Annotated in this window: 22 protein-coding genes; 5 read left to right on the forward strand and 17 right to left on the reverse strand. The window is 73.1% G+C overall.

Features of this window, described 5'->3' with window-relative positions; translation table 11 throughout:
• Positions 1-36 precede the first annotated feature (36 nt).
• Positions 37-2,409: a transposase gene (locus NFX44_RS30910; RefSeq protein WP_262287131.1), complete on the forward strand. Its 2,373-nt coding sequence runs from the start codon at positions 37-39 to the stop codon at positions 2,407-2,409.
• A gap of 551 nt (positions 2,410-2,960) precedes the next feature.
• Here the strand turns inward: NFX44_RS30910 and NFX44_RS30915 are convergent.
• The 4 genes from NFX44_RS30915 to NFX44_RS30930 form a co-directional block, all read right to left on the reverse strand.
• Positions 2,961-3,554, reverse strand: a complete 594-nt coding sequence (locus NFX44_RS30915) for an ATP/GTP-binding protein (protein WP_091260490.1) — start codon at positions 3,552-3,554, stop codon at positions 2,961-2,963.
• Position 3,555: 1 nt separating this feature from the next.
• Positions 3,556-3,933, reverse strand: a complete 378-nt coding sequence (locus NFX44_RS30920) for a DUF742 domain-containing protein (protein ID WP_091261430.1) — start codon at positions 3,931-3,933, stop codon at positions 3,556-3,558.
• Positions 3,934-4,033: 100 nt separating this feature from the next.
• Positions 4,034-4,438, reverse strand: a complete 405-nt coding sequence (locus NFX44_RS30925; protein WP_013283992.1) for a roadblock/LC7 domain-containing protein — start codon at positions 4,436-4,438, stop codon at positions 4,034-4,036.
• Positions 4,435-8,064 (reverse strand): nitrate- and nitrite sensing domain-containing protein, encoded by a 3,630-nt coding sequence (locus tag NFX44_RS30930; protein ID WP_262287132.1) that lies wholly within the window; start codon positions 8,062-8,064, stop codon positions 4,435-4,437. Before NFX44_RS30930 ends, NFX44_RS30925 begins: the two co-directional genes overlap by 4 nt.
• A gap of 459 nt (positions 8,065-8,523) precedes the next feature.
• On the opposite strand from NFX44_RS30930, the gene NFX44_RS30935 reads away from it, so the two are divergent.
• On the forward strand, positions 8,524-8,862 hold the full coding sequence (locus NFX44_RS30935; protein WP_262287133.1) for a hypothetical protein: 339 nt from the start codon (positions 8,524-8,526) through the stop codon (positions 8,860-8,862).
• Here the strand turns inward: NFX44_RS30935 and NFX44_RS30940 are convergent, their stop codons facing one another.
• The 4 genes from NFX44_RS30940 to NFX44_RS30955 are packed head-to-tail and all read right to left on the reverse strand — an operon-like array spanning position 8,863 to position 11,587.
• A complete protein-coding gene (locus NFX44_RS30940; protein ID WP_262287134.1) occupies positions 8,863-9,936 on the reverse strand; it encodes an adenosine deaminase in 1,074 nt (357 codons plus the stop codon).
• Positions 9,937-9,987: 51 nt separating this feature from the next.
• A complete protein-coding gene (locus NFX44_RS30945; RefSeq protein ID WP_262287135.1) occupies positions 9,988-10,401 on the reverse strand; it encodes a PPOX class F420-dependent oxidoreductase in 414 nt (137 codons plus the stop codon).
• Positions 10,398-10,970 (reverse strand): NADPH-dependent FMN reductase, encoded by a 573-nt coding sequence (locus tag NFX44_RS30950; protein ID WP_262287136.1) that lies wholly within the window; start codon positions 10,968-10,970, stop codon positions 10,398-10,400. Before NFX44_RS30950 ends, NFX44_RS30945 begins: the two co-directional genes overlap by 4 nt.
• The gene (locus tag NFX44_RS30955) at positions 10,958-11,587 is read right to left on the reverse strand and encodes a YitT family protein (protein ID WP_262287137.1); all 630 of its coding nucleotides are present in this window, start codon (positions 11,585-11,587) and stop codon (positions 10,958-10,960) included. The genes NFX44_RS30950 and NFX44_RS30955 overlap by 13 nt, the downstream gene beginning before the upstream one ends.
• Before the next feature lie 56 nt (positions 11,588-11,643).
• Here NFX44_RS30955 and NFX44_RS30960 point away from each other — a divergent pair, with 56 nt between their 5' ends.
• Positions 11,644-12,117 carry a MarR family winged helix-turn-helix transcriptional regulator gene (locus NFX44_RS30960; protein WP_262287138.1) on the forward strand — a complete coding sequence of 158 codons (474 nt, stop codon included), beginning with the start codon at positions 11,644-11,646 and terminating at the stop codon, positions 12,115-12,117.
• Between the two features lie 2 nt (positions 12,118-12,119).
• Positions 12,120-13,007 carry a putative RNA methyltransferase gene (locus NFX44_RS30965; RefSeq protein ID WP_262287200.1) on the forward strand — a complete coding sequence of 296 codons (888 nt, stop codon included), beginning with the start codon at positions 12,120-12,122 and terminating at the stop codon, positions 13,005-13,007.
• Positions 13,008-13,014: 7 nt separating this feature from the next.
• On the opposite strand, the gene NFX44_RS30970 is transcribed toward NFX44_RS30965, so the two are convergent.
• The 9 genes from NFX44_RS30970 to NFX44_RS31010 form a co-directional block, all read right to left on the reverse strand.
• Entirely contained in the window at positions 13,015-13,695 is a 681-nt protein-coding gene (locus NFX44_RS30970; RefSeq protein ID WP_262287139.1) for a DUF4272 domain-containing protein, read from the reverse strand.
• Positions 13,696-13,797: 102 nt separating this feature from the next.
• The gene (locus NFX44_RS30975; protein WP_262287140.1) at positions 13,798-15,078 is read right to left on the reverse strand and encodes a thymidine phosphorylase; all 1,281 of its coding nucleotides are present in this window, start codon (positions 15,076-15,078) and stop codon (positions 13,798-13,800) included.
• Positions 15,079-15,119: 41 nt separating this feature from the next.
• Complete coding sequence (locus NFX44_RS30980; RefSeq protein WP_262287201.1) at positions 15,120-15,827, reverse strand: cytidine deaminase; 708 nt, start codon at positions 15,825-15,827, stop codon at positions 15,120-15,122.
• A 105-nt stretch (positions 15,828-15,932) separates the two neighbouring features.
• On the reverse strand, positions 15,933-17,210 hold the full coding sequence (locus NFX44_RS30985; protein WP_262287141.1) for an ABC transporter permease: 1,278 nt from the start codon (positions 17,208-17,210) through the stop codon (positions 15,933-15,935).
• A gap of 4 nt (positions 17,211-17,214) precedes the next feature.
• Positions 17,215-18,573 carry an ABC transporter permease gene (locus NFX44_RS30990; protein ID WP_262287142.1) on the reverse strand — a complete coding sequence of 453 codons (1,359 nt, stop codon included), beginning with the start codon at positions 18,571-18,573 and terminating at the stop codon, positions 17,215-17,217.
• The gene (locus tag NFX44_RS30995) at positions 18,570-20,123 is read right to left on the reverse strand and encodes an ABC transporter ATP-binding protein (RefSeq protein ID WP_262287202.1); all 1,554 of its coding nucleotides are present in this window, start codon (positions 20,121-20,123) and stop codon (positions 18,570-18,572) included. Before NFX44_RS30995 ends, NFX44_RS30990 begins: the two co-directional genes overlap by 4 nt.
• A 207-nt stretch (positions 20,124-20,330) precedes the next feature.
• Positions 20,331-21,401: a BMP family protein gene (locus NFX44_RS31000; protein WP_262287203.1), complete on the reverse strand. Its 1,071-nt coding sequence runs from the start codon at positions 21,399-21,401 to the stop codon at positions 20,331-20,333.
• A gap of 277 nt (positions 21,402-21,678) precedes the next feature.
• Positions 21,679-22,020, reverse strand: coding sequence for a hypothetical protein (locus tag NFX44_RS31005; RefSeq protein WP_262287143.1), 342 nt, complete (start codon positions 22,018-22,020; stop codon positions 21,679-21,681).
• A gap of 57 nt (positions 22,021-22,077) precedes the next feature.
• Complete coding sequence (locus tag NFX44_RS31010; RefSeq protein ID WP_262287144.1) at positions 22,078-23,085, reverse strand: hypothetical protein; 1,008 nt, start codon at positions 23,083-23,085, stop codon at positions 22,078-22,080.
• A 98-nt stretch (positions 23,086-23,183) separates the two neighbouring features.
• Here NFX44_RS31010 and NFX44_RS31015 point away from each other — a divergent pair, with 98 nt between their 5' ends.
• A complete protein-coding gene (locus tag NFX44_RS31015) occupies positions 23,184-23,783 on the forward strand; it encodes a TetR/AcrR family transcriptional regulator (RefSeq protein ID WP_262287145.1) in 600 nt (199 codons plus the stop codon).
• The last annotated feature ends 30 nt before the right edge of the window (positions 23,784-23,813 follow it).

Here is a 23,813-nt window from a genome sequence, read left to right on the forward strand (position 1 = left end):
GAGCGGGGAGCATCAGTCTCTGGCAGAGCAAGACCTGTGTCCCGGGAGGAGGACGACGCCGTGGCGCTCGTGCGCGTGTACTGCGGTCTGGCCTCGGCGGATTCCGCCGACCGGTCGGCTTCGGTCGAATCGACGCTGACGTCCGCTGTGGTCGACGACGCAGGCCGTCTGCTGCATGTCTGCGAGATCGGTGACGACCCGGCTGGCTACGCCCAGCTGGTCGCGCTGCTCGTGGAGCGGTCGGGTGGGCCGAGCGGTGCGGCCATCGCGGCCGACAGCGACGACCACACGATCACCTCGCTGCTCAGCGCGGCGGGTCGGCCGCTGGCGATCGCGGACGACGACTCGGTCGACGACTTCGCCGAGCGCTTCGCCGACGACGACTCGCTGGAGGAGATGCAGTCCCCGCCGGCCGAGCGTCGTGCGGTCGGGCTGGCCCGCGCGCTCCAGGCCGGCGCGCTCTCCGCGGTGACCCTCCCGGCGCCGCGCGACCTCGCCAACTACAAGCAGGTCCTCGCCGCGCACGCGGCACTGGCCAGCGGCCGGCACTCCGCCGCGGTGGCACTGCGCGAGGTGCTCCGCGAGCTCTACCCGGCCGCGTTGCGCGCGTACCCCGACCCGGCCGAGCCGGTCTCCCTGGCCATCCTCGACGCGCTGCCCGAGCCGGGCATGCTCGCCGGCACGGTGGCCCGGGGCCGTGAGGTCGCGGTGGCGGCGGACGCCGTCGCCGCCCACCTGGCCGCCGAGGGTGTCGCGGACGCGGACACCATCAACGACGCGGTGACCGCGCTGCGTGTCGCCATCTCCGAGACGCCCCGGCGGGCCACCGTCAACCGGGCGCTCACCGCCGCCGTCGCCGAGACCGTGCGGCAGGCGGTCGCCTCCGTCCGGGCCTGCGACGCCGGCTGCGACGCGCTGGTCGGCGCCCTTAGCGCCCGGGTCACCACGCCCGCTCCGGCGCCGGGCCGCCGGGCCGCCGCCCGTCGCGGCGAGCAGGTCGAGGAGCTGGTCCCGTCGGCCGCCACCGGGCTGCGCCAGGTGCGCCCGGCCGAGCCCGAGCCCGTCGCCGAGCAGGCCGCGCGACGCGGCCGTCCCGAGCCGGTCTCCGGGCTGGTGGGTCGGCGCAGCCGTCCCGAGCCGGCCGGTCCGGCCGCCCCACCCTCGCCGCGCCCGCTCGGCCCGCCGCCGGTGGCCCCGCCGCCGGTCGCGCCCCCGCCCGTCGCTCCGGCGCCGGTCGCCCCGGCCGCGTCCCTGGGCCGGCCGGCCTCCGCGCCCGCGCGCCCCGAGCCGACCGCCCCGCTGCCGTCGCGTGTGGACGGCCCGACCAACCGGCCGATCTCCGCCCCGCCCCCGCCGCCGCCCGGGATCACCCCGATCGCCCCGGCACAGCGCGGCACCGTGCCGCCGGCCGAGGCCGGGGAGCCGTTCCGCCCGACGCTGACCACTGCGGCGATCAACAAGGCCCGGGCCGAGCGGCAGCGCACGGTCATCCCGCCGCGGCCCAAGACCAACCAGGAGCCGCCGACCGGCGGTTTCAGCGCCACCGACCTGACCATCCCGGTGCCCACGCCCCGCCCGGGCCAGGAGACTGCTCCCCCGGGCTCCCGGGCCAACTGGCCGCTGGTCAACAACGGCGAGGACCAGGACGACCGGGCCAAGGAGCCGCCGGCCTACCCCTATGGGCATGGTGTGGACGCGCCGAGCGACCCGGGACGGGTCACCCCGCCGTGGCTCGCCGACGACCTCCCGCAGGAGCCGCCGATGCTGCGGCTCGTGGAGCCGCCGCCGCTGGCCGACCGCGCGCTGCGCGGCGAGCTGGACCCGCCGACCGACCCCGGGTTGGACACTCCGCCGCTGCGGCTGGTCGACCGGCCGGAGGCCAACCGGCCGGGCCGCCCAGCGCCCCGCGCCGAGGCGCCCGCCCCGCTCGAGCGGCGTCCCACGCCGAAGGAGCACCGGCCGCCGCCGGTCTCAGACGAGGGCGACGGTGACCTGCTGATCTTCGCGCAGGCGAAGTCGGCCTGGTTCGTCGGGCACGGCGACGAGGCCGACCTGGAGTGGGCGACCACTGCGGACACCGGCTGGCAGGCGGCCGAGCAGGCGGCGCGCCCGTCGGTGGGCGCCGAGACCAAGGCCGGCCTGCCCAAGCGGGTCCCGCAGGCCAACCTGGTGCCGGGCTCGCCGCTGCGCGAGGAGCGTCCACTCCGGATCGTCCGCAACGCGGCCAGCCTCGCCGAGAACACCACCGGCTACTTCCGGGGGTGGCGGCGCGGTCAGGAGATCGGCGGCTTCGCCGTGGGCGGTCGCCCCGGCCGGGAGGCGGCCGGCGGCTGGGACTTCAGCCGGGACACCGGCGACCGCGACGACGACCGGGAGTACGAGTACCGGTCCGCGGGCTACCGGTCCTGATCGGCGTCACGTCCCGCCCCGCCCGCGTGTTCCTGCACACAGCCGGGTAGTTCGGCGCCGGACGCGGCCGGCCGGGAGCATGCCCGGCGGGCCGCCGGCGGCGGTGTTCGCCGAGGGCGGGCAGGCGACCCCAGTGGCGACATCGGCATTCGACTCCTCCGTGCTCACCGTCGGGGTGTCCTCGCCGCGGCAGCCGGTGCCCTGCTGCTCGCCGGCTGCGGGCAGCAGGGCGAGCGGCCGGAGGAGTCGTCGGCCAGGAGCGCCCCCAGCAGCCCGGACCCGGTCGTCGGCGCCGCCCTGGAACTGACCGGCCGGGGTCCCGCGCCTAGCGTTCCCCAGCAGCGGGCCCTCGACGTCGGCGCGTCCGGCTGCGCGACATCGGGCGGAGCCTCGCCGGCGCCGCCGAGCGGACCGCCGCCGAGTCGGACGGGTGATCGTCTGGGGTGCCACACCAGCTGCGGCGCGGTCACCGGCCGGCTGCGCAGCGTGCCGGACGGCGGACAGCGAGAAGCGCCCGGTGGCCGATGGCCGCCGGGCGCTTCGTCACCGGGTCAGGCGGGGGCGACGGCCCGCGAGCGCCGCATGGTGAGCACGTACTCGACAAGCGAGATCAGCACGTGCTTCGTCGACTCACGGTTACGGGCGTCGCAGGCCACCACCGGCACGTCCGAGGAGATCGCGAGCGCGTCCCGGACGTCCTGCGGGTCGTGGTACTGCATCCCGTCGAAGCAGTTGATGGCCACCAGGTACGGCAGCCGCCGGTGCTCGAAGAAGTCGATGGCGGCGAAGCAGTCGGCCAGCCGACGGGTGTCGACCAGTACGACGGCGCCGATCGCACCCCGGACCAGTTCGTCCCACATGAACCAGAACCGCGTCTGACCCGGCGTACCGAACAGGTACAGGATCAGATCACGATCGATCGAGATACGACCGAAGTCCATGGCCACCGTGGTCGTCGTCTTGCCCGGCACCTGCCGGGTGTCGTCGACGCCCACGCCGGCGGAGGTCATGATCGCCTCGGTGGTCAGCGGCGTGATCTCCGAGACCGAGCCGACGAGCGTCGTCTTGCCGACGCCGAATCCACCGGCGATAACGATCTTCGCCGACGTCACGCGCCCGCTCGGGGCAGGCGGCCGGTGCGACATGTCAGAGCCTGCGAAGTCCACTCAGCACCCTCTCCAGCAGTTCAGTGCCCACCGCGTCGTCGGAGTCGTCCAAAATGGTCGGCTCGTGGACCGCGACCAGGCCGTCCGTCGCCATGTCGGCGATGAGCACCCGGGCCACGCCGAGCGGAAGCTGCATGCGCGCCGCGATTTCGGCGAGCGATTGCACACGTCCGTCACACAGCGCGGCGATGTACTGGTGCTCCCGGCCCTGGCCACCGTTGCCAGTGGCAACCGACCGGCCGCGCACCGTCGTCTCGACGAGCGCCTCCAGGGCGATCTCGAGCCGGGGGCGGGTACGACCGCGGGTCACGGCGTATGGACGGACCAACGCTCCGGTCGGTTCGTCACGATCAACCATGTCGCCGCTCACCTCCTTCGTACCCGGCACCGGCTCGCCCCGGTGGCATTCGTCCTTGTCGTAGTTGTTGCCGCTTCTGACCCACCGGTCAGCGCGTCGTTCAGCCCATCATCCCGACAGCCGTACGCGGCTGCGGGGTCAGCGCGTCACCCACCCGATCGACGAGCAGGGCCATCTCGTAACCGACCTGCCCCACGTCGCAGCTGCGCGCCGCGAGCACGGCGAAGGACGAGCCGTCCGAGATGGACATCAGGAACAGGAAGCCGTTGTCCATCTCGACGACGGTCTGCAGCACCGCCCCGCCCTCGAAGCAGCGGGCCGCGCCCTGGGTCAGGCTGACCAGGCCGGACGCGATCGCCGCCAACTGGTCCGCGCGGTCCCGCGGGAGATCACGGGACGAAGCGAGGAGCAGGCCGTCGGCGGAGACGGCGACCGCGTGCGCCACACCGGGCACCCGGTCGGCGAAGTTGGCCAACAGCCATCCGAGATCCTGCGTAGTAGTCATCCTTGTTGCTCCTTCTGCCCGCTCCCGGCCACTGGGCCTGAGCCAGACTGCGAGGACTGCTGCCCGCCCGGAGTCCCCTCCGGGCCGGTGGAGTTGCTGTCGGTCGGGTTGGTACGCCCCCGCTGCACGCCCCGATGGTATGCCGAGAGCAGACCCCGTACGCCTTCCGGCGTCCGGCGCTGCACCGACGTCGACGGCTTCTCGATGCCACCGGGCACGAGTTGCGCCATCGGCGTCCGCTTCGGCAGGCCCTTCTGGGTGGTCTCCTCGACCGGGACCTCGGTGGCCGCCGAGGCGGCCCGCCAACCGTCGTCGGCCGCGGTCTGCCAACCGGGCTGCGGCGGGGCGGCGGGCTGCCGGGTCGGCAGCGCACCGGCGTAACCGGGACGGGCACCCCCGTTCGTCGAGCCGTTGTCCTGCGGCGCTCCGCCGGCCGTCGGAGTCTGTGCCATCGGTGCGTTACCTGTCGTCCCGGGTGGTGTCTGCCGCACGGCTCGACCGGCGGCGTCGACCTTGGCGAACTGCTGGGTCGCGGCGCCGTTGGTGGCCGCCGGCTGCGCTGCGGCCGCCTCCTCGTTGGGCCCCGGCCGGCGGGTGCGGAACCAGGCCGACTCGAGCTCCCGGAAGATGGGCAGCTCCATCGTCTCGTCCGCATACCGCTGGCGGTTGCCCGGCTGCTGCGGGGTTGCCGGCCGCGGCGCGGGGGCCGGTGCCGGTGCCGGCCGGTTGACGGCCGGTGGCGTCTCCGGGCGGGTGACCCGCGGCAGCTCGGTGGTCATGTCCAGGCCGGCGGCGAGTCGCTCCGGCACCGCCGGAGCCGCGGCCTGCTCGGGCGTGGCGACCGGCGGCCAGACCGGCGGGGCACCGACCTGCGGCGCCGGAGCCGGCGGGGCGGAACGCGGCGGCATCTGGTTCGCCGGAGGCACCGAGACGGGGTGACCCGCGGCCGGCCCGGCCGACACGGGCTGACCGGAGACCGGCGCTCCCGACACCGGGTAACCGGAGACCGGCGACGCCGACACGGGGTAGCCGGAGGCCGGGTAGCCGGAGGTCGGGTAGCCGGAGGTCGGGTAGCCGGAGGTCGGGTGACCCGAGACCGGGACACCGGAGACCGGCGGCAGCGGCGGCGCCGACACCGGCGGGACCGGCGGGGCCGAGACCGGAGGCGGGTTGTATGGCCGGGCCTCCGGGCTGCTCGGCAGCTGCCGCGGGATGGCCGGCTGCTGACCGGTGGAGGCCGGGTCGGCCTCGGCCGGGTTGCGCCGCTGGGGCAGCGGGTCGATCGGCTGGCCGTTCGGGTTCCGCGGCGTGTAACCGTCACCGCCGGCCAGGGGGGCGGCGCCGGTCAGGGGGCCGGCGCCGGTCAGGTCGGACCAGGCCGGCATGGACCGCGCCCCACCCGCGTTGGCCGGGGTGCCGGAGCCGTTGCGCGACGCCGGGTCGAAGGACCGCCCGCCCAGGGTGACCTGGTTGCCGGATGCACCGGGGTGCGGGGCCGGCGGCGGGGTGTGCGGGCCGTTGCCCAGGGCGGCCAGGGCGCCGAAGGCCGGCGCGGGTCCGCTCTGGCCGAACGCCGGGGCGGGACCGCCGTGCTGCGGGCCACCGGCCGGAAGGGCCGGCGCGGGCTGGCCGCGACCGGCGAGGGCCCGCGGCACCAGGACCGAGGTGGGCAGCGTGACGTCGGCGACGGTGCCCCGGTCGGCGCCGGGCCGCAGCTCGACCTTGACACCGTGCCGGGAGGCCAGCCGGGCGACCACGACCAGGCCCATCATCCGGGAGACCGCCACGTCCACCTGCGGCGGCGTGGCCAGCCGCTCGTTCAGGTCGCGGAGCTGCTCGTGGCTGATGCCGATGCCCCGGTCCTCGACGTAGAGGGAGGAGCGGTCGCCCACGCGCCGGGCCTCCACCATGACCTGCGAGTCCGGCGGGGAGAAGGCGGTGGCGTTGTCGAACAGCTCGGCGACCAGGTGCACCATGTCGTTGACCGCGTGCGCGGCGACCTCGATGTCCCGGTCGATCACGCCGAACTCGATCCGGGTGTAGTGCTCGACCTCGGACTGGGCGGCGCGGAGCACGTCGATCAGGGCGGCCGGCTCGCGCTGCACGCGGGTGGAGTCCGCGCCGGCCAGGACCAGCAGGTTTTCGTCGTTGCGGCGCATCCGGGTGGCCAGGTGGTCGAGCTGGAACAGCTCGGCCAGCCGGTCCGGGTCCTCCTCGCCGCGCTCCAGCCGGTCCAGGTGGCCGATCAGCCGGTCGACCAGGATCTGCGACCGGCGGGCCAGGTTGACGAACATGGTCGCGACGGAGGCCCGCAGGGCGGCCTGTTCGGCCGCGGTCCGGACGGCCTCCAGGTGGACGGCGTTGAACGCCTCGGTCACCTGGCCGAACTCGTCCTTGCTGCGCACCGGCAGCGGTTCGGCGATCTGGTTCGCCAGCTGCACCGGGGAGAGCTGCCCGGTGACCTGCGGGTCGCGCAGACGGGCCACCGCCTGCGGCAGCCCGTACTGGGCCACCGAGAGGGCGCCCTGGCGCAGGTCACGCAGCGAGCGGGCCATGGAGCGGGCGACCAGGTACGCGAAGAGGATGGCGAGCAGCAGCATGCTCAGCAGCAGGCCGGTCTCCAGGAAGACCTGGCGCTGCACGTCCGAGCGGAGTTCGTCGGCCTGCTTGACCACGTCGCTGTCGAACTTCGACTCGACGGTACGGACCAGCTTGGCATGGCCGACCATCGCGGCGTCCCACTGGTCGGGCCCGAAGGAGATGCTCGTCAGTGCCCCGGTCTCGTTGCCGGAGATCTGACCCTCGTAGGAGGACACCTCGCGCAGGTCGCCCCCGGCGACGGTCTGCTGGTAGAACTCCTTCTCGGACCCGTTGGCGACGGCGGTGAAGGACTCGACAGCCTGCTGCTCGGCGGTGACGGTGGAGAGGTAGTCCTTGCGCAGGGCCTGGTCGAGCCGGCCGCGGTCGAGCGTGAGGTGCACGACCACCCGACGCTGGGAGAGGAACTCCTTGCTGCGGGCGACGGCGGCGGCGGCGCGCATCCGGTCGCTCAGGTCGCTGTCGCCGGCGAGCTGGGTGCTCGAGTCACGGACCGCGAGCAGCTCGCCGATCACGGTCTCGTACTGCTTGACCGCGAAGCTGCTCGCCATCTTGCCGTTGAAGACCTGACTGCGGGTGCCGGGCAGGTCTTCCAGGTCCTGATCGATCCCGTCAAGGATCTTCTCCAGCGCGGGGGGCAGCTCGTCCAGCACGACGCGCTGCTCCGAGTACCGCCCCTGCGCCTTGTCGACCTGCTGGCCCGCCTGGGTGTACTCGTCGTTGTACCGGGCCTTGATCTTCGGGTCGTCGGCGCTCAGCAGCAGTACGGCGGCCGTCCGCTCGTCCTGCAGCTTGTCGACCAGATCACCTGAGTAATCGATCAGGGTGGCCAGGTTACCGGCCCGGTTGGCATTGTTGAGCGTCTCCAGGTGGTCGACCAGACCGCTGGTGCCGACCACGACTGTCGCGATGGTCGGCACGATCATGATCAGGCCGAGCTTGGACCAGATCGGCATGTCGCGGAGCCGGCTGGCCGGCCGGCTCAGACGCGACAGGAAGGAGCCCGCCGTCGTTGGCCGTTTGCTCACGTCACCGCCCTCGCATTACCGCGTCCGGCGTTGCCCGTGGGCAACGCCGAGCGACCGACCCGGCGGGTCGGACCTCCGAGATTCCATCACGCCGCCCCGCAAGAAGAAAGCCCAGGTTGTTCCTCGCCGGAGGTGTGATGAGATGTTGATGCAATTTGATAGCAATCCGTCTGGCCGGAGTCACTGAAGGTAATGGAACACCCGCACCGCGTCGTCCTGCTCGCTGGCCCTTCCGGCTCCGGAAAGTCGTACATAGCCCAACGAACTGGGCTTCCCGTCCTCTGCCTCGACGACTTCTACAAGGACGGCGATGACCCTACGTTGCCGCGTCGGAACGGAGAGGTGGACTGGGAGTCACCGCTGTCCTGGGATGCGGACACGGCGGTGGAAACAATCGCCCGACTGGCTCGGCACGGCAAGGCCGAAGTGCCGGTTTATGCGATCGGCGCGGACCGTCGGGTGGCCACCCGGCCATTCGACGTCGACGGATCGCCACTTTTCGTCGCCGAAGGGATCTTCGCCGCCGAAATCGTGGCGGAGTGCCGCCGCCGGGGCCTGCTCGCCGGGGCGTACGCGCTGCGCCGCCCCCGCGGCGCGACATTCGTACGCCGGCTCGCCCGCGACCTGGCCGAGCAGCGCAAGGCGCCCCGCGTGCTGATCCGGCGCGGGGTCGCCCTGCTGCGGGCGGAGCCGGCAGTGCTGCGTCGGCAGACCGGGCTGGGCGCCGAGGCGGCCCGGGCCGGGCAGGTGCTGCGCCGGGTGGCCGCCCTGCTCGCCGGCCACCCGCGGCAGCCGTGATCAGCCGATCAGCTTGGCGTACGCCGGCTTGATGACCTCGTCGATGATCTTCAGTCGCTCGTCGAACGGGATGAAGGCGCTCTTCATCGCGTTGATGGTGAACCACTGGAGTTCCTTCCAGCCGTAGCCGAAGGCGTCCACCAGCAGGGCCATCTCGCGGGACATCGAGGTGCCGCTCATCAGCCGGTTGTCGGTGTTGACCGTCACCCGGAAGCGCAGGTCGCGCAGCAGCCCGATCGGGTGGTCGGCGATCGACGCGGCCGCCCCGGTCTGCACGTTGGAGGAGGGGCACAGCTCCAGCGGGATCCGCTTGTCCCGGACGTACGCGGCCAGCCGGCCCAGCACCGGCGGGTTCCCGGGCGTGATGTCGTCGACGATCCGGACGCCGTGCCCGAGCCGGTCCGCGCCGCACCACTGGATCGCCTGCCAGATCGACGGCAGCCCGAACGCCTCGCCGGCGTGGATGGTGAAGTGGAAGTTCTCCCGCTGGAGGTACTCGAAGGCGTCCAGGTGCCGGGTGGGCGGGAAACCCGCCTCCGCGCCGGCGATGTCGAAGCCGACCACCCCGGTGTCCCGGTGCCGCACGGCCAGTTCGGCGATCTCCTGCGACCGGGCCGCGTGCCGCATGGCGGTGAGCAGCGTGCCGACCCGGATCGGGGTGCCCGCCTCGGCGGCCAGGGCACTGCCCTCCCGGAAGCCGGTGACCACGGCGTCGACCACCTCGTCCAGGGTCAGGTTCTGCTCCAGGTGCTGCTCCGGGGCGAACCGGACCTCGGCGTAGACCACCCCGTCGGCGGCCAGGTCGAGCGCGCACTCGCGCGCCACCCGGCGCAGCGCGGGCCCGGTCTGCATGACCGCCACGGTGTGCGCGAACGTCTCCAGGTAGCGTTCCAGCGAACCCGAGTTCGCCGCCTCGGCGAACCAGCGGCCCAGCGCCTCCGGATCGGTGGTGGGCAGCTCGTGGCCGGCGTCGGCGGCCAGCTCGACGATCGTCGCGGGCCGCAGACCGCCGTCGAGGTGGTCGTGCAGCAGCGCCTTCGGGACCTTGACGATGTCCTCGTACGAGATTGCCATGCACCGACCCTAGTCACCGAGCGTCGGAGAGCGGCATCGGACCGGGCCGGCTCAGGGCCGCCAGCCGTACACCCGCTCGACCGTGAGGCGGAGCACCAGCCGGCCGTCGGCCACCATGGCCGCCCGGTAGTCCGCCCAGTCCGGGTGCTCGCCCCGGATCCGCCGGTAGACCTCGACCAGTTCCTCGACCGTGGCGTCGTCGGCCGCCGCGGCCGGCGGGCTGAGCGTCACCCGCCCCTCGGCCACCGCGTACGCCCCGCCGTCCGGGGTGCTCACGTGGAAGCTGGCCCGCGGATCGCGCCGCAGGTTGCGCACCTTGGCCCGGTCGCCGGTCGTGGAGCAGCGGATGAGCCCCGGCTCGGCCAGGTAGTCGAGGTTGGAGAGCTGCGGCCGGCCGTCCCGGCGCAGGGTGACCAGCACCCCGCGCCCCCGCTCGCCGAACAGTTCCCAGAGCCGGGCGGTCACGCCGCCACCGCCCGCAGCGGGGCGAGCGCCGCGGCCAGCCGGGCGACCTGGTCGAGCATGAGGTCGGCCGCCTCGTCCCGCCCGGGATCGGGCAGCAGCTCGCCGGCGTCGTCCAGCGCCTGCCGCAGGAAGATGGTCACCGCCTCGTTGACCGGCACCATGTTCAACGTGGTCACCACCTGCTTGACCATCTGGACCGCACGCAGGCCACCGGACGTCATGCCGTAGCTCACGAAGCCCACCGGCTTGTGCCGCCACTCGTGGTAGAGGTAGTCGATCGCGTTCTTCAGCGGCGCGCTGAAGCCGTAGTTGTACTCCGGCATCACCAGCACGAAGGCGTCGGCGGCAGCGGCGGTCGCGCTCCACGACCGGGTGTGCTCGTGCAGGTAGATCCCCTCCGAGGGGTGGTGCGGCTCGTCGTGGAACGGCAGCCCGACCTCGGCGAGGTCGACCAGGCGTACCTCGTCGAAGCCGGCGTGGCGGACGGCGGCCGCGGTGAACCAGTCACCGATCCGCCGGCCAACCCGGCCGGGTCGGGTGCTGGCGACGATCACGTTCAGACGGGGCATGGCGGGGTCACTCCTGTGGGGGCGGGCCGGACCGGGGCCGGCGCGGTGAGTCGGGGGACGAGGTACTGGACGAGCGGCCCGATGGCCAACGCGAAGAGCAGGGTGCCGGGACCGACCGTGCCGCCGAGCAGCCAGCCGAGAGCGAGCACCACGAGCTCGATGAGGGTGCGGACCCGCCCGATCGGCAGGCCGCGGGCGGCCAGGCCGGTCATGAGGCCGTCGCGGGGACCGGGGCCGAGCCGGGCGCCGAGGTAGAGGGCCGTGGCGACGCCGTTGAGCAGGATGCCGGCGAGCAGCAGGGGAACGCGGCCGACGAGTGCTCCGACCGGCGGCAGCAGCGCCAGCGTGGCGTCCAGCGCCAGGCCGACCAGCGCCACGTTGGCGACGGTGCCGACGCCGGGGCGCTGCCGCAGCGGGATCCAGAGCAGCAGCACCACCAGCGCGATGCCGTTGACCACTACGCCCATCGGCAGCCCGGTACGCGCGGCCAGGCCCTGGTGCAGGACGTCCCACGACGCGAGCCCCAGGTCGGCCCGGACCAGGAGCCCGACGCTGACGCCGAAGAGCGCCAGGCCGGCGAGGAGCCGGACCGCACGGACCGGCATGCTTGTTGACATGTCATCAACCTAGGTCGTGGTTGATGACATGTCAACCATTGGGTTAGGCTCGGCGCATGGACGAACCACGGTGGTTGGACGAGCGGGAGGACCGGGCCTGGCGGGGCTACCGCCGGATGCGCCGCCTGCTCGACCTGGAGCTGGCCCGGGAGCTGACCCAGGACGCCGGCCTCTCCGAGCCGGACTACGACGTCCTCTCCGACCTCTCCGAGACGCCCGACCAGCGGCTGCGGCTCAGCGAACTGGCCGACCGGATGCTCTGGTCGCGCAGCCGGCTCTCCCACCACATCTCCCGGATGCAGCAGCGCGGCCTGGTCACCCGGGAGGAGTGCGCCACCGACGGCCGGGGATCGGTCGTCGCCCTCACCCCGGCCGGCCGGCGGGCCATCGAGGCGGCCGCCCCGGGGCACGTGGCCGCCGTCCGCCGGCACCTCATCGACCTGCTCACCGCCGAGGAGATCGCGGCGCTGGGCGCGCTGACCCACCGGGTCGTCGACCACCTCACCGACCGCGCCACCCCGGAGGCGTGACCGTGGACGCCCGCATCCTGACCCGGCTGCGCTGCCCGGTCTGCGGCGAACCGCTGGCCGAGACCACCGCCGGCACGGCCCGGGCGCTGCGCTGCCCACGCCGGCACAGCTTCGACATCGCCCGGCAGGGATACGTCAACCTGCTCGCCGGCCGTACCCCGCACACCGGGGACAGCGCCGAGATGGTCGCGGCCCGCGCCGACTTCCTGGCCGCCGGCCACTACGCCGCCGTCGCCGCCGCGCTCGCCGACGCGGCCCGGCGGATCGTGTACGGCGGGGATCCGCCCACCCCGAACCCAGCCGGCGGCGACGGGGCGTACCCCCTGGTGGTCGACGCCGGCGCCGGCACGGGCTGGTACCTCGCGGCGGTGCTGGCGGCGCTGCCGGACGCGGTCGGCCTGGCCCTCGACGTCGCCAAGCCGGCGCTGCGCCGCGCGGCCCGCACCCACCCGCGCGCCGCCGCGGCGCTCGCCGACACCTGGCAGCGGCTGCCCCTGGCCGACCGCGCCGCGACGGTGCTGCTGAACGTCTTCGCGCCGCGCAACGGCGCCGAGTTCCACCGGGTGCTCGACCCGGCCGGCGCGCTGCTGGTGGTCACCCCGGCCGCGGACCACCTCGCCGAGCTGGTCGACGCGCTCGACCTGCTCCGGGTGGACCCCGCCAAGGCCGACCGGGTGGCCGGCAGCCTGAGCGCCCACTTCACCGAGGAGTCGGCCACCGAGCACCGGGCCCGGCTGAGGCTCAGCCGCACCGAGGTGACCACCCTGGTCGGGATGGGCCCGAGCGCCTGGCACGCCGACCCGGCCCGGCTCGCCGAGCGGATCGCGGCGCTGCCCGAGCCGGTGCCGGTCACCCTCGCCGTGCGGCTCGGCGTGCACCGGCCGCGCTGACCACCGCTCAGGTGGACAGGTCCACCTCTTCCCAGCCCGGCGGCTCGTCGTGGTACGGCCCGCGCAGCATCACCGCCCACTCCAGCGCCCACCGGCGCTGCCCGATGGCGTTGGCGTCCACCAGCCCGGGCAGCGCCAGGCCGGCCTCCTCCGCCTCCAGGTACGCCCAGTCCAGGCAGTAGTGCAGGTCGAGCAGTGCGGCCGCGTCGGCCGGGTGCTGCGGGGCGGCCAGGATCCGGGCGCGCCACTGGCCGAAGTTCTCCCCGGTGACCAGGTTGGGCATCCGCTCGACCAGCCGCTCGTCCACCGGCACCGTCGGGTCCAGTTCCTTGGCGAGCCCGAGCACCCAGGCCAGCGAGAAGAGCGCGTCGTGGTGCAGCACGAACGACCGGTGGTCGCCCTTGCCCCCCATCACGAACTGCCACTCCGGTGGGGTCACCATCTCGACCAGGTGCGACTCCAGCAGCCAGCTCATGGCCGCCTGCGCCGGCATCCCGAAGCAGCGGGCCAGGATCACGTGCAGGACCGCGATCCGCGCCTCGATCTCCGGGGTGGGGCGCAGCTCGATCTCGTCCCCCGGCTCCCAGACCAGCGGGAACTGCGGGGGCGGCAGCGGGAGGCCCAGCCGGGACAGCTCGTCGAGGCTCGCCTCACGAACGGCCCGGGGGTCGGGGGCGGGTACGCGCACGGCTCAGGTCCCTGTCTGCTCGCAACGGCTCATCGCCGGTCGGTCCCCCCTTGGCCTGCGACAATAGCGGCTCGGTCGCCACCGCACCATGACCGGGAAGGATCAGCCGATCCGCTCGATCACCAGCGGCGTCGCGGCGGGGGCGTCCGGCGCGAGCCGCACCGCCCGCTCCGCCTCGGCCAGCGCGGCCGGGATCCGCTCGGCGTGCTCGGCGCGCAGCTCGTACAGGGGCTCGCCGACGCGCACCCGGTCGCCGGGGCGCTTGTGCAGCACCACGCCGGCCGGGACGCTCACCGGGTCCTCCTTGCGGGCCCGGCCGGCGCCGAGCCGCCAGGCGGCCACGCCCATGGCGTACGCGTCGATCCCGGCGACGTAGCCGTCGTCGGTCGCAGTGACCACCTCGACCTCGGGGGCCGTGGGCATGGGGGCGTCCGGGTCGCCGCCCTGTGCCCGGATCATCGCGCGCCAGGCGTCCATGGCCCGGCCGTCGCGCAGCGCCGCCTCGGGGTCGGCGTCCGGCAGGCCCGCCGCGACCAGCATCTCGCGGGCCAGCGCCAGGGTCAGCTCCACCACGTCGGCCGGGCCGCCGCCGGCCAGCACCTCGACCGACTCGGTCACCTCGACCCCGTTGCCGATGGTGCGGCCCAGCGGGGTGGACATGTCGGTGAGCAGGGCGACCGTGCGCACCCCGTGCGCCCCGCCCAACTCCACCATGGTCCGGGCCAGCTCACGGGCGTCGTCGACGTTCTTCATGAAGGCGCCGGAGCCCACCTTCACGTCGAGCACCAGGGCCCCGGTCCCCTCGGCGATCTTCTTGCTCATGATGGAGCTGGCGATCAGCGGGATGGCCTCCACGGTGCCGGTGACGTCGCGCAGTGCGTACAGCTTGCGGTCGGCCGGGGCCAGCCCCTCGCCGGCCGCGCAGATCACCGCGCCGACGTCGCGCAGCTGGGCGATGAACTCGTCGTTGCTCAGCGCGGCCCGCCAGCCGGGGATCGACTCCAGCTTGTCCAGGGTGCCGCCGGTGTGGCCGAGACCCCGGCCGCTGAGCTGCGGCACGGCCGCGCCGCAGGCCGCGACCAGCGGGGTCAGCGGCAGGGTGATCTTGTCGCCGACGCCGCCGGTGGAGTGCTTGTCCACGGTCGGCCGGGCCACCGGCGACAGGTCCAGCCGCTCGCCGCTGGCGATCATCGCGGCGGTCCACCGGGCGATCTCCGGCGCGGTCATGCCGCGCAGCAGGATCGCCATGGCCAGCGCCGACATCTGCTCGTCGGCCACCAGCCCCCTGGTGTACGCGTCGACCACCCAGTCGATCTGGCCGTCGCTCAGCACGCCCCCGTCCCGCTTGGCCCGGATGACGTCAACCGCCGTGAATGCACTCATCAGATGATCTTTCCTCGTCGTTCCGGAACCGGCGCCCCAGCTCAGGCTGGGGACCAGCGGATCGGGATCTCCAGCGGCGGTTCGCCCTCGCCGGCCCAGAAGATGGTGCCCGACGCGTCCACCACGACGACGCGCGGCGTCCGGGCCAGCCCCCAGGTGATCGCCTCCGCCGGGTCGTCCCAGGTCGGGCCCTCCTCCAGCACACCGGTCTCGGCGGCCTCGGTGTCCCCGGCCGACCGCTCCCAGTACGCCGTCCACACCTGCTGCCCGGCCGAGAGGTCCGGGTGCACGAAGACCGTGCCCCGCCCCCGCCACGCGGCCAGCCGCTCCGGCACCACCGGCAGCGGGGTCTCGCCGACCACGGCCTCCAGGTCCTCCACGCCGAACGCGTGCGGCAGCAGCTCGGCCATCCGCAGCGGCCGGCCCTTCGTCTCGATCAGGCACTCCGGGCCGCCGTTCTCCCACAGCAGCTGCCGGCACCGGCCGCACGGCATGAGCGGCTCGCCGGTGGCGTCGACGCAGGACAGCGCCACGAGCCGGCCACCGCCGGTGGCGTGCAGCGAGGAGACGACCCCGCACTCGGCGCAGAGGACCACGCCGTACGCGGCGTTCTCCACGTTGCAGCCGACCACCACCCGGCCGTCGTCGACCAGCGCGGCCGCCCCGACGGGGAACTTCGAGTAGGGCGCGTACGCGTGCCGCATGACTTCGGTGGCGGCGGCCCGCAGCCGCTCCCAGTCGATCTCCATCACGACTCCCATTCTGCCCAATTCACGCTGATCGGTCGCGGCGGCGGCCGGAGACGGCCGTGCCCGGCGGGTACAACCCCGCCGGGCACGCTGCGTCGCGGGCGGTCAGCCCTTGATGTACGGCTTGCCGTCAGCGGCCGGCGCCCGGACCTTGCCGACCAGCCCGGCCACCGCCAGGATCGTCGCCAGGTAGGGCAGCATGGCGAGGAACTGGCTCGGGATGCTGCTGCCGATCGCGCCCAGGTAGGTGGCGAGCTGGTCGGCGAACCCGAAGAAGAGCGCCGCGAGCAGCGCGCCGGTCGGGCTCCACCGGCCGAAGATCAACGCGGCCAGGGCGATGAAGCCCTTACCGCCGATCATGTTCTTGGTGAACGAGTAGAGCGCCAGGGTGTACGAGGCACCGCCGATGCCGGCCACCACCCCGGCCATCAGCACGTTGCGGTAGCGCAGCCGCAGCACCTTCACACCGAGCGTGTCGGCGGCCGTCGGGTGCTCGCCCACGGACCGGGTCCGCAGACCCCACCGGGTACGGAACAGCGCGAGGTGGATGACCAGCACCAGCAGCAGACCCAGGTAGAGGAAGATGTTGCCCCGGAACAGCGCCGGGCCGATCAGCGGGATGTCCTTGAGCAGCGGGATCTCCCAGTTGCCGAACCGGGGCGCGCTGTTGTACTTCGTCGCGTCGGTCTGCATCAACCGCTCGTAGAGGAAGCCGGTGACCCCGACCGCGAACAGGTTGAGCACGGTGCCCATGACCACCTGGTCGACCAGGTAGCGGATCGCGAAGACGGCGAGCAGCAGCGAGATGATCGCGCCGCCGACCGCCGCGGCCACCAGGCCGACCCAGACGTTCTGGTAGATGCTGCCGAAGAGCGCCCCGCTGAACGCCCCCATGAGCAGCTGGCCCTCGATCGCCACGTTGACCACGCCGGTCCGCTCGCAGAGCACACCGGACAACGCACCGAAGATCAGCGGCAGGGCCAGGATGAACGTGCCCCGGACGATGTTGACCAGCGGCATGAAGTTGCGCCCCTCGGGGGCGGCCGAGACCTGCCAGCACAGGAAGCTCAGCACGAAGGCGACCAGCCCGATGCCGAGCAGCACGGTGAGCCAGCGCTTCGGCACGCCGGCGAGCAGGGCGCCGCCGGCCGCCGCGGCGACGACGCCGAAGAGGATCGCACCGACCGTTCCGGTGATCTCCAGGGCGGCGCCGCCCTCGGTCTCGCTGAGGGTGAACCGGGCCTGCTGGTCGGTCGCGAGCGCGCCGAAGAGCACGGCGGCGAGCACGCCCAGCGCCAGCAGGACGACACCGACCTTGCGGGTACGCGTCCAGAAGCCCTCGTCGACGGTGACGGCGACATCGGGGACAGCCATGGTCGACATTGCCTTACCAGCCCTTCGCCAGGCTCGTCTGCAAGCGGGCCGCGCGAGCGGCCCGCAGCTGGAAGATCGCCTTTACCAGGGCCGGCGCGGCGACGAAGATGACGATCAGCGCCTGAAGCACGGTGACCAGCTCCAGCGAGATCCCGGAGTACGACTGCATCCGGTTGCCGCCGGCCTGGAGCGCACCGAAGAGCAGCGCGGCGAGCAGCACGCCCCATGGCTTCAGCCGCCCGAGCAGCGCGACCAGGATGCCGTCGAAGCCGATCTGCGCGATCACCAGCGGGGTGAGCGCGTTCGCGGTCGAGCCGAGCACCATGTTCGACCCGCCGAGGCCGGCCAGCAGGCCCGCGATCGCCATGACCAGCACGTAGGTCTTGGTGACGCTGATGCCGGCGGTCCGGGCGGCGTCCGGGTTCTCGCCGACCGCGCGCAGCTCGAAGCCGAGCGTCGAGCGGTTCAGCAGCCAGGCGATGAACCAGGTGATCAGCACCGCGAGCAGGATGCCGGCGTGCACCCGCAGGTTGTCGCCGAGCAGCCGGGGCAGCTGGGCGGAGGACTCGACGGGCTTGCTGATCGCGTCCGACCTGTTCGGGTTCTGCACCCCGCTCTGGACGATGATCCAGGACAGGAAGTAGACCGCCACGTAGTTGAGCATGATCGTGGTGATCACCTCGTGGGCGCCGGTGCGCGCCTTGAGGATGCCCGGGATGAAGCCCCAGAGCGCGCCGCCGAGCGCGCCGGCGATCAGCGCGACGAGCAGGTGCACCCCGGGCGGCAGCGGCAGCGCGAAGCCGGTGACGGCGGCCAGGACGACGCCGATGGTGGCCTGGCCCTGGGCGCCGATGTTGAACAGGCCGCCCCGGAAGGCGAGCGCCACCGACAGGCCGGTGAATACCAGCGGCGCGGTGTAGGTGAGCGTCTCCGAGATCGGACCCATCGCGGCGCTGAAGCCGACCGCGTCGGGGTCGAAGATGGCGCCCTTGAAGAGGTTCGCGTACGCCTCGCTCACCACGGTCCAGCTGGCGTTGAGCGCGTCCGCCGGTCGGGCCGTGATGTAGCCGTAGGTGGCCAGCACCTCCGGGTCGGAGACGATGATCAGCACCGCGCCGACAAGCATGGCCAGCAGCACCGCGAGCACGGTCACGGTGACCGTGTTGGCCGCCCAGAGGTTGTCCAGGAAGAGCCGGCCCAGCGTGGGGCGGGGCTCCCCGGCCGGGGGCTGCTTCGTCGCGGTGGCGGGCACCGCCCGCTCGGTGTCGCCGGCGGGCGCGGGCGGCGTCGCGCGGGCCTCGGTCCGCGCCTCCTGCGCCTCGGTCGCCGGCTCCTTGTCGGGGGAGCCCGACACCGGGTCTGGGTTGGTCATGCCTCGTCCTCGTTGCCAGGGCGGTCAGCGGTCGTGGTGGCGGTGTCCGGCGTGATGCCGGCCATCAGCAGGCCGATCTCCTCGCGGGGGGTGTCCGGGCCGACGATGCCGATGATCCGGCCGCGGTACATGACCGCGATCCGGTCGGCCAGGCCGATCACCTCGTCCAGTTCGCTGGAGACCACCATGACGGCGGTGCCGATGTCCCGTTCGCGGATGACCCGGCTGTGGATGAACTCGATCGAGCCGACGTCCACGCCCCGGGTGGGCTGGGCGGCGATGAAGAGCTTCAGCGGCCGGGACAGCTCCCGGGCCACGATCACCTTCTGCTGGTTGCCGCCGGAGAGGGTGCCGACCGCCGCGTCGGCCGAGGAGGTGCGGACGTCGAACTGCTCGATCCGCTCCTTCGCCGACTTCGCGATGGCGTCCGGCTTGAGCGAGAGGCCCTTGCCGAACGGCGGCTGGTCGTAGATGTCCAGCACCAGGTTCTCCGCGACGGAGAACTCCTTGACCAGGCCGTCGACGCTGCGGTCCTCCGGGACGTACCCGACGCCGGCGCGGAGCACCTTCTTGGTGGTCCAGCCGTGCACGGCCTGGCCGTCCAGGGTGATCGAGCCGGCGAGCACCGGGCGCAGGCCCATGATCGCCTCGATCAGCTCGGTCTGCCCGTTGCCCTGCACGCCCGCGATGCCGAGCACCTCACCGGCGCGCACGGTCAGGTCGATGCCGTCGACCGCGCGCACCTGCCGGTCGTCGTCGACGACCAGGCCGGCGATCTCGAGGATCGGCTTGCCGGGCTCGGCCGGCTTCTTGTCCACGGTCAGCCGGACGTTGCGGCCCACCATGAGCGCGGCCAGCTCGTCGCGGCTGGCGGTCGGCTCGGCGGTGCCGACCGTCTTCCCGCGCCGGATCACCGTGATCCGGTCGGCGACCGCCTTGACCTCGCCGAGCTTGTGCGTGATGAACACGATCGACTTGCCGGCCTCCTTGAGCGACCGCATGACCGCGAGCAGTTCCTCGGTCTCCTGCGGGGTCAGCACGGCGGTCGGCTCGTCGAGGATGAGCAGGTCGACGTCGCGGGTGAGCGCCTTGACGATCTCCACCCGCTGCTGGATGCCGACCGGCAGGTCCTCGATCACCGCGTCCGGGTCGACCCGGAGGTTGTACCGCTCGGAGACCTCGGCGACCTCGCGCCGGGCCCGCCGCCGGTCGAGGATGCCGGTGAAGCTCCCCCTGGTCTGTTCCGCGCCGAGCATCACGTTCTCGGCCACGGTGAAGACGGGCACCAGCATGAAGTGCTGGTGCACCATGCCGATCCCGGCGGCGATCGCGTCGGACGGGCCCTTCAGCTTCAGCGGCTTGCCGTCGACCAGGATCTCGCCCTCGTCGGGCTGGTACAGCCCGTAGAGCACGTTCATCAGGGTCGACTTGCCGGCGCCGTTCTCGCCGAGCAGGGCGTGGATCTCTCCAGGCTCCACCGTCAGGTCGATGTGGTCGTTGGCGACCAGATCACCGAACCGCTTGGTGATGCCGCGCAGTTCGAGTCTCAGCGCAACCTCCTGGAGTGCGAGCGATGGTGCAGCGTAGCGGCTGCCGCGCCGCCACCGCGCCGGGTGGGGGTCAGTGGGGGATCAAGGTGATCGGCCGCCCCGACGCCGCGCGGGGCTTCCCGCGTGCGCCGAGGCGGCCGGATCGTCAGATCTGGTGCCCGCCGGCCCCCGCTGCCGATGATCTCACCGCGGGGGTCGGCGGAGCGGTCACTTGGTCGGCTGGGCCTTCGAGGTGACCGTGATGGTGCCGGCGGCGATGTCCGCCTTGATCTTGTCGACCTCGGCCTTCAGGTCCGCCGGGACCTTGCTGTCGAAGTCGTGGTACGGGGCGATCGAGACACCGTTGTTGGCCAGGGTGCCGACGAAGCCCGGCTTGGCCTGCAGCTTCTCGCCGTTGGCGGCCTTCAGCACGGCGTCCTTGACGGCGTCCGGGATGTTCTTGACGACCGTGGTGACCAGCGCCGGGCAGTTCGGGGTGCTCTCGCAGCCGTCGACGTCCACCCACACGACCGAGTACTTGCCGTTGGATGCCTGCGCCGCGGCGGTGGTGCCGAGGCCGGCGCCGCCGGCGACCGGCATGATGATGTCCGCGCCCTGGGCGACCAGCGCGTCGGAGACCTTCTTGCCCTCGTCCTGCTTGACGAAGTCGTTGGTGAAGGAGCCCTTCTGGGTGGCCTTGTCCCAGCCGATGACCTGGACGTTCTTGTTCTTGGCCTTGTTGTAGTACGCCACGCCGTCGGCGAAGCCGTCCATGAAGATGGTGACCGGCGGGATCGGGAGACCACCGTAGGTGCCGACCTTGCCCGACTTGCTCAGCCCGGCGGCCAGGTAACCGGCCTGGAAGGCGGCCTGCGCGGTGTCGAACTGCATCGGGTAGACGTTGTCCACGCCCGGGTTCGCGTCCACGATGCCGAACTGCTGGTTCGGGTTCGCCGTGGCGATCTTCTTGGTGGCGTCCTGCATCAGGCCACCGACGGCCAGGATGAAGTCGCACTTCTGGTTGACGAACCCGGTCAGGTTGACCTCGTAGTCCGCCTCGGCCTTCGACTGGACGTTCTTGATGTCGATGTTGTCGTTCTCCTTCTTCGCCTCCTGAAGGCCCTTCCAGGCCGAGGTGTTGAAGGACTTGTCATCGATGCCGCCGACGTCCGTCACCATGCAGGCGCTGAACTTCTTGCCGCCGTTGCCCCCGGCGTTGTTGTCGTCCTTGGGAGCCTCACCACAAGCGGCGGCGCCCAGCACGAGGCCACCCGCCACGATGGCGGAGGCGATCCGCATCCCACGCACAGCGCGCAAGACGTCTCCTTCCCATTGCACACCGCGTCGTGCGCGGTGGCAGCCCTTGCGCCGGCCTGCGGTGTGCCGCCGGCGTCCCACGTTACGGACGGGAGCGTACGCCCGCGCCCACCCACCGGCCGACAATCGTGCACGACTGTTGGGCGGTCGTTACCCCTACGTAACCGATGCGTGGGGCACATCACCTTTCGTGCCCGCGGCCTTCCGGAGAGGTGTCGCGAACGTCCGTTTCCCGTGGTCTTCCCGCTGCGCCGGAGGGCTAACGCCAGAAGACCGCCACCGCCGCATTGACCAGCGTCAACCCGATGATCGCGAGGAAGTGCCCGCGGTTCACGGACTCCCGCTTACGGGCGAAGAAGACCATGACAAAGATCAGCAGCGCGAGCACCAACTTGGTAACAAGCTTGGCCGGTGCCGGCTCGTCGCCGTCGCGCAGCGGGGCGGACAGCCCGATTCCGGTCAGCAGGCCGATCACCGAGCCCCAGAGCATGGCCGCGTTGATCCGGAGCCGGCCGCTGACGTACTGGGCGATCGAGCCGCCGAGCAGCATCGCGAAGCCGATCAGATGGACGTAGAGAAGGATCAGTCGAAGAGCTTCCACGCCGGCCATCCTCCCCCCTCAACGACGCTTTGTAGTAGCCGGCCCGCCGAGGTGCCGTCATACCGTGACCTCGGCGGGCCGTCCGGCCGGCTCCGGGCTGACCGCGCCCACGCGGACGGACCGGCGGCCGACGAGGACCAGGGCCAGGCCGGCGAGCGCGTACCCGGCCAGCACGGCCAACGGCCGGCCGGCTCCCGCCCCGTCGAAGAAGGCCGCCGAGCGCAGCAGCGTGCCGCCCGCACCGACCGGCAGGAACTGCCCCACGGTCCCCCAGGGTTGCGGCAGCAGCTCGGGCGCGGCGCCCACCGCCGAGAGCGGGTTGCCGACCAGGAAGACGAGCAGCGCGCCGAGCCCGATCCCGGGAGCGCCGAGGAGCGCGCCGAGGCCCGCCACGGTGCCCGCCGCGGCCAGCGCGAACAGCCCGATGGCGCCCGCCTCGCGCCACAGGTCGCCGTCGATGACGCCGAGCCAGCCGTGCAGCACCGCGGTCCCCACGAGGCCGGCCAGGACGGCATAGCCGATCAGGCCGGCCAGCCGTGCCGCGCGCCGGGCGACCAGCACGGTGAGCAGGGCCCCGGCCAGCATGCCGGCCAGCGCCAGCGGCAGGAACCCGGCGGCGAAACCGGCCCCCCGCGGGTCGTCCGGGACGGCCGGCACGACCTGCACCACCGGCACCGGGCGGCCGGCGGAGAGCTGCGTGGCGGCCTCGGTGAGCAGGGCCGCGACGGTCGGGCTCGCGGCCGGCGCGGTGTGCAGGGCGACGCCGTCCGGGCCGACCACGAAGGCGGCGTACGCCTCCCGGTCGCGCAGCGCCCGGTCGGCGGCCGCCGCGTCCGGCAGCGTGGTGACGGCGAAGCCGCCGGGGCGGGCCGCCGTGAGCCGGGCGGCCAGCTCGGTGGCCGCGGGCGCCGGCCCGGCGACGGCGATCGGGAGGTCGCGCGGCGCCAGGTGGGTGGCCGGCGCCGCGAAGAGGGGTACGAGCAGCGCCTGCGCCACGACCGTGAGGCTGGCGAGCAGGGCGGCGAGTAGCCAGGGCGAGCGGGGCCGGTACGGGTGAGCGGGCATCGCCGCCTCCTTAAAACGAACGTTCGTTCTCTTGAGCTGAGGGTGCGCCGCCGGACGGTCCGCCGTCAAGAACGAACGTTCGCTTTAGACTGTGGGTCGTGCCACGCGTATCGGACGAACACCTCGCGGCCCGCCGCCAGCAGATCCTCGACGCGGCCCGGCGCTGTTTCCGGCGCGACGGCTTCCACAACACCTCGATGCAGGACGTGATCAGGGAGGCCGGGCTCTCGGTCGGCGCGGTCTACCGCTACTTCCCGAGCAAGAACGACCTGATCACGGCGATCGCCCAGTCGGTGATCGGCGGCGCCGACGGGCTCTTCGCCGAACTGGCCGCGGCCGATCCGCCGCTGCCGCTTGTCGACGCGCTGGACCGGGCCCTCACCTACGTCGACGCGCAGACCGGCCCGGACGGCGTGCTGCCGTTGGCCATCCAGGTGTGGGGCGAGGCGCAACGGGACCCGGTGCTGGCCGAGTTCGTCGGCCGCACGTACGCCGGTTTCCGCACCCACTTCGCCACGCTGGCCCGGCGCGCCCGAACAGCTGGCGAGCTGCCCGCCGACGCCGACCCGGAAGCGGTCGGCGCGGCCCTGTTCGCCCTGGTCCCCGGATATCTCCTGCAGCGGATCCTGACCGGCTCCCCGGACCGGCACACCTACCTGACCGGCGTCCGCGCCATCCTGGCCGCCCACCGCGGTTAGGAGAGGCCCCCTCCTCCACCGTGGGCGTGG

The organism is Micromonospora sp. MA102, assembly GCF_025460765.1.
GTDB lineage: Bacteria > Actinomycetota > Actinomycetes > Mycobacteriales > Micromonosporaceae > Micromonospora > Micromonospora halotolerans.

Bases quoted from the DNA above. Each gene is read 5' to 3' on its own strand.
- NFX44_RS30980 (WP_262287201.1), bottom strand. From the start codon at position 15,827: ATGGAGATCGACTGGGAGCGGCTGCGGGCCGCCGCCACCGAAGTCATG.
- NFX44_RS31000 (WP_262287203.1), bottom strand. From the start codon at position 21,401: ATGCGGATCGCCTCCGCCATCGTGGCGGGTGGCCTCGTGCTGGGCGCC.
- NFX44_RS30990 (WP_262287142.1), bottom strand. From the start codon at position 18,573: ATGACCAACCCAGACCCGGTGTCGGGCTCCCCCGACAAGGAGCCGGCG.
- NFX44_RS30985 (WP_262287141.1), bottom strand. From the start codon at position 17,210: ATGTCGACCATGGCTGTCCCCGATGTCGCCGTCACCGTCGACGAGGGC.
- NFX44_RS30925 (WP_013283992.1), bottom strand. From the start codon at position 4,438: ATGACTACTACGCAGGATCTCGGATGGCTGTTGGCCAACTTCGCCGAC.
- NFX44_RS31010 (WP_262287144.1), bottom strand. From the start codon at position 23,085: ATGCCCGCTCACCCGTACCGGCCCCGCTCGCCCTGGCTACTCGCCGCC.
- NFX44_RS30955 (WP_262287137.1), bottom strand. From the start codon at position 11,587: ATGTCAACAAGCATGCCGGTCCGTGCGGTCCGGCTCCTCGCCGGCCTG.
- NFX44_RS30950 (WP_262287136.1), bottom strand. From the start codon at position 10,970: ATGCCCCGTCTGAACGTGATCGTCGCCAGCACCCGACCCGGCCGGGTT.
- NFX44_RS30915 (WP_091260490.1), bottom strand. From the start codon at position 3,554: ATGTCGCACCGGCCGCCTGCCCCGAGCGGGCGCGTGACGTCGGCGAAG.
- NFX44_RS30920 (WP_091261430.1), bottom strand. From the start codon at position 3,933: ATGGTTGATCGTGACGAACCGACCGGAGCGTTGGTCCGTCCATACGCC.
- NFX44_RS30975 (WP_262287140.1), bottom strand. From the start codon at position 15,078: ATGAGTGCATTCACGGCGGTTGACGTCATCCGGGCCAAGCGGGACGGG.
- NFX44_RS30940 (WP_262287134.1), bottom strand. From the start codon at position 9,936: ATGGCAATCTCGTACGAGGACATCGTCAAGGTCCCGAAGGCGCTGCTG.
- NFX44_RS30960 (WP_262287138.1), top strand. From the start codon at position 11,644: ATGGACGAACCACGGTGGTTGGACGAGCGGGAGGACCGGGCCTGGCGG.